This is a genomic window from Streptomyces sp. NPDC051987 (genome assembly GCF_040680735.1).
Taxonomy (GTDB): Bacteria; Actinomycetota; Actinomycetes; order Streptomycetales; family Streptomycetaceae; genus Streptomyces.
The window spans coordinates 1-4,058 of the sequence record NZ_JBFAXI010000188.1 but is presented as its reverse complement, the minus strand read 5'-3'; the positions used below and the strand labels follow the sequence as shown (position 1 = coordinate 4,058).

Here is a 4,058-nt window from a genome sequence, read left to right as displayed (position 1 = left end):
CCAGGAGCCGTACAGGGCCCGTTCGCGCTCGACGAGCAGCGGCAGCGGCTCGGATGCGGTGACCAGCTCCCGCAGCGGATGACGGGCCAGGATCTCGTCCACCTCGGGAGCCAGGGCGTTGGCCAGCCGGGTGTGCAGGGGGAGGGAGTCGTCCCCCAGGGCCCGTGCCGCGGCCAGCACCCGCTCGCGGTCCGGGCCTTCGGGGACCCCGGCGGCCGCGCGCCCGTACAGCTCGGCACCCTCCTCCAGGACCAGGCCGGTGTCGAGGCCCGCCGGGATCTTCACCCGGGCGTGCTGCCGCCAGGTCACGAGCGGGGCGCTCCAGGCCTCCACGTGGTACGTCCAGCGGCCCGTCGCGTCCGGGGTGACCTCCGCGCCCCAGCGGTCGGTGCCGGAGGCCAGCTCCCGCATCGGCGTCCAGGGGCCGGGCCGGCCCCCGGGACCGCACAGCACCACATTGGCGCCGACGGCGTCCTGGCCCTCGCGGAAGACGGTGGCGGTGACCTGGAAGGTCTCGCCGGGTACCGCCTTCGCCGGTCGTCTGCCGCACTCCACGGCCGGCCGGACGTCACGCACCGGAACGCGGCCGATGGCCTCAGTCGCCTTCATGGGTCTCACCTCCGCCGTGCGCGGAGCCGGGCCCAGGGCCCGGCTCCGCGGTCCGTAGTGTGCCGGAAGACCGTCGGCCTCCCGCGGGGTCCTCCTGCGGTGTCACTGCCTCGCGGAACGCCGGTCGGTCGGCGGACCCTGGCGGACCGCCCCGGTCAGCCGGGGCCGCCCGTTCTGCTCCCGCTGCTCCCGCACGTAGGTGACGAGGCTGGTGCGCAGATAGTGCTCGGCCGCGTCCACCGCCTCCCGGGCGCAGCGCTTGCCCATCAGCACGCACAGCGTGTAACCCGAGTCCTCGAAGGTGGTCCGCACCTCGCGGTCCTGCGGCGAGGCGAGCATGACGCGCTCCCACGCCCGGTAACGCCGCAGCTGCCGGGCCACCTCGGCCTTCGCGGGTAGCAGCATGGCCGTTTCTTTCCTTCCGACGCTCTCGAATGGGCACGTGTCCCCGGGGTCGGGGGAGCGTCCGGGCAGGGAAGGGCACGGAGCCGTTACGGCGAATCGAGGCTTTCACTCATGGTGCACGCACGATGACCGAGCGTCTTGTTGGATCTTCAACCACCTCATGGGTCTCTCGTGTTGCACGAATGGCGTAGCGCCCGCACAGTGAAGGTGACTCAGGAGCGACCAGCGCTCACGCTGCGCGTCCGGAACCACTTCCGGACGGGCGAGGGGGGAGCGCGAGCTTCGCGGGTGAGGAGCTAGCGACAATGAAGACCGCAGTGCCCTGCTACTACCACCTCGACGTGGAGGTCAGCCCGGAACGGGTGGGACAGGTCAGCCGCATACTGGCCGCCCATCTGCGGTACTGGGATCTCGACAACCTCGTGGAACCCGTCTGCCGCGGTGCCGAACTGCTGCTGACCGCCATCGACCAGCACGCGACGGACAAACACACGTCCATCGAGATGTGGTGGAACGGGCAGCATCTCATCACCGCCATCGGTGACGACGACCGTGACCTCCGTCCCGACCAGGACCTGCGCCCGTGCCTGGCGCACCTCGCCGCGACCAGCGACGGCTGGGGCTGTTGCGCCTCGGAGACCGGCAGCAAGATCATCTGGTTCTCGCAACGGGCCAGGTCCGGCGAGCGGGTCCCGCTGGTGCGCACCGGGCCGGCGCCGCTGCTGCGCCGGGTCCTGAAGGTGCCGCGCGAGCTCCCGGTCGCCCAGTTGGCCGCATCCGCCGACGGTGTCCTGGAAGGCGCCCGGTGACGGCGAGGAAGTCCCGGAAAGGGGTGCCCGTGTGGAGCGGGCACCCCTACCCGTTGGGCGCCTCGTTCGACGGCCAGGGCACCAACTTCGCCCTGTTCAGCGAGGTCGCCGAGCGGGTCGACCTGGTCCTGGTGGACGACGCCGCCACCGAGACGAGGGTCCCGATGACCGAGGTCGACGGCTTCGTCTGGCACGCCTACCTGCCCGGCGTCGGACCGGGACAGCGCTACGGCTACCGGGTGACCGGGCCCTGGAACCCGGACCTCGGCCACCGGTGCAATCCGGCGAAGCTGCTCCTGGACCCGTACGCCCGGGCGATCGACGGCCAGATCGACAACCATCCCTCCCTCTACGAGCGGACCCCCGGCGGGCCGAGCCCGGCCGACAGCGCCGGGCATTCCATGCTCGGCGTGGTCACCGACCCCTTCTTCGACTGGGGCGACGACCGGCCGCCCCGGCGGCCCTACTCCGACTCGGTGATCTACGAGGCCCATGTGCGCGGGCTGACCCTCACCCATCCGGAGGTGCCCGAACGGCTCAGGGGCAGCTATGCCGGTCTCGCCCACCCGGCGGTCCTCGACCACCTGACCTCGCTCGGGGTCACGGCGGTCGAGCTGATGCCGGTCCACCAGTTCGTGCAGGACGGGGTGCTCAAGGACCGGGGCCTGTCCAACTACTGGGGCTACAACACCATCGGCTACTTCGCCCCGCACAACGCCTACGGCGCCTTCGGCAGCCGGGGCCAGCAGGTCAACGAGTTCAAGGCGATGGTGAAGGCGCTGCACGCGGCCGGGCTCGAAGTCATCCTCGACGTGGTCTACAACCACACCGCCGAGGGCAACGAGATGGGCCCCACCCTCTCCTTCCGGGGCATCGACAACGCCTCCTACTACCGGCTGGTCGACGGCGACTGGGCGCACTACTACGACACCACCGGCACCGGCAACAGCCTGCTCATGCGGCACCCCTACGTGCTCCAGCTGATCATGGACTCGCTGCGGTACTGGGTGACGGAGATGCGCGTCGACGGCTTCCGCTTCGACCTCGCGGCCACGCTGGCGCGGCAGTTCCACGAGGTGGACCGGCTCTCGGCGTTCTTCGACCTGATCCAGCAGGACCCGGTCATCAGCCGGGTCAAACTCATCGCCGAACCCTGGGACGTGGGCGAGGGCGGCTACCAGGTCGGCAACTTCCCTCCGCTGTGGTCGGAGTGGAACGGCCGCTACCGGGACGCCGTACGGGACTTCTGGCGGGCCGAACCGGGTTCGCTGGGCGAGTTCGCCTCCCGGCTCACCGGCTCCTCCGACCTCTACCAGCACAGCAGGCGCAGGCCGCGGGCGAGCGTCAACTTCGTCACCGCGCACGACGGGTTCACGCTGCGCGACCTCGTGTCGTACAACGACAAGCACAACCAGGCCAACGGCGAGGGAAACCAGGACGGCGAGAGCCACAACCGGTCCTGGAACTGCGGTGCCGAGGGCGAGACCACCGACCCGGCCGTCCTCGAACTCCGGGCACGCCAGCAGCGCAACCTCCTCGCCACCCTGCTGCTGTCCCAGGGCATCCCCATGCTCAGCCACGGCGACGAACTCGGCCGCACCCAGGGCGGCAACAACAACGCCTACTGCCAGGACAACGAGGTCTCCTGGGTCGACTGGGAGCTGACCGAGGAGCAGCGGGCGCTCGCCGACTTCACCCGGCGCGTCATCGCGCTGCGCGCCGCCCACCCGGTGCTGCGCCGGCGGCGCTTCTTCCGGGGCGAGACCGCCGTGCACCCCCGGCAGCCGCTGCCCGACCTGGTGTGGTTGCGGCCCGACGCCCGCGAGATGACCGACCGGGACTGGCAGCGCGCCGACGCGCACTCGGTCGGCGTCTTCCTCAACGGCGACGCCATCGCCGAACGCGACCCCTTCGGCGGGCGCCTGGTCGACGACTCGTTCCTGCTGCTGCTCAACGGCTACTGGGAACCGGTCGTCTTCCGGCTGCCCGACGACTCCTACGGGGAACGCTGGACGACCCTCATCGACACCGCCGATCCGGAGGGGGTGCCGGACGAGCGTGAACACAAGGCGGGCACGAGGCTGCGGGCCGAGGCCCGGAGCGTGATCGTGCTGTCGCGGCCGTCGCGGCCGTCGAGGCCGTCGAGGCCGTCGAGGTAGGGCCGGTACGTCGTCGGGTGCGGGTGCGTCGTGGCGGGCCGCGCAGTTCCCCGCGCCCCTGAAGGGGCGGTGAGCC

General features: G+C 71.2%; 4 protein-coding genes. 2 read left to right on the top strand and 2 right to left on the bottom strand.

Annotation, left to right across the window (positions count from 1 at the left end):
* Together AB0M11_RS41115 and AB0M11_RS41110 are read right to left on the bottom strand one after the other, a co-directional pair.
* On the bottom strand, positions 1-609 hold a 609-nt coding region (locus AB0M11_RS41115), incomplete at its 3' end, for a maltotransferase domain-containing protein (RefSeq protein WP_365714072.1).
* Positions 610-711: 102 nt separating this feature from the next.
* Positions 712-1,014, bottom strand: coding sequence for a DUF5133 domain-containing protein (locus tag AB0M11_RS41110; protein WP_365714070.1), 303 nt, complete (start codon positions 1,012-1,014; stop codon positions 712-714).
* Between the two features lie 305 nt (positions 1,015-1,319).
* On the opposite strand from AB0M11_RS41110, the gene AB0M11_RS41105 reads away from it, so the two are divergent.
* Positions 1,320-1,823, top strand: coding sequence for a pep a2 (locus AB0M11_RS41105; RefSeq protein ID WP_365714068.1), 504 nt, complete (start codon positions 1,320-1,322; stop codon positions 1,821-1,823).
* Positions 1,824-1,846: 23 nt separating this feature from the next.
* Positions 1,847-3,982: a glycogen debranching protein GlgX gene (gene glgX / locus AB0M11_RS41100; protein WP_365714066.1), complete on the top strand. Its 2,136-nt coding sequence runs from the start codon at positions 1,847-1,849 to the stop codon at positions 3,980-3,982.
* Positions 3,983-4,058 lie beyond the last annotated feature (76 nt).

Coding starts and splice junctions, on each gene's coding strand:
- AB0M11_RS41110 (WP_365714070.1), bottom strand. CDS start 1,014: ATGCTGCTACCCGCGAAGGCCGAGGTGGCCCGGCAGCTGCGGCGTTAC.
- AB0M11_RS41105 (WP_365714068.1), top strand. CDS start 1,320: ATGAAGACCGCAGTGCCCTGCTACTACCACCTCGACGTGGAGGTCAGC.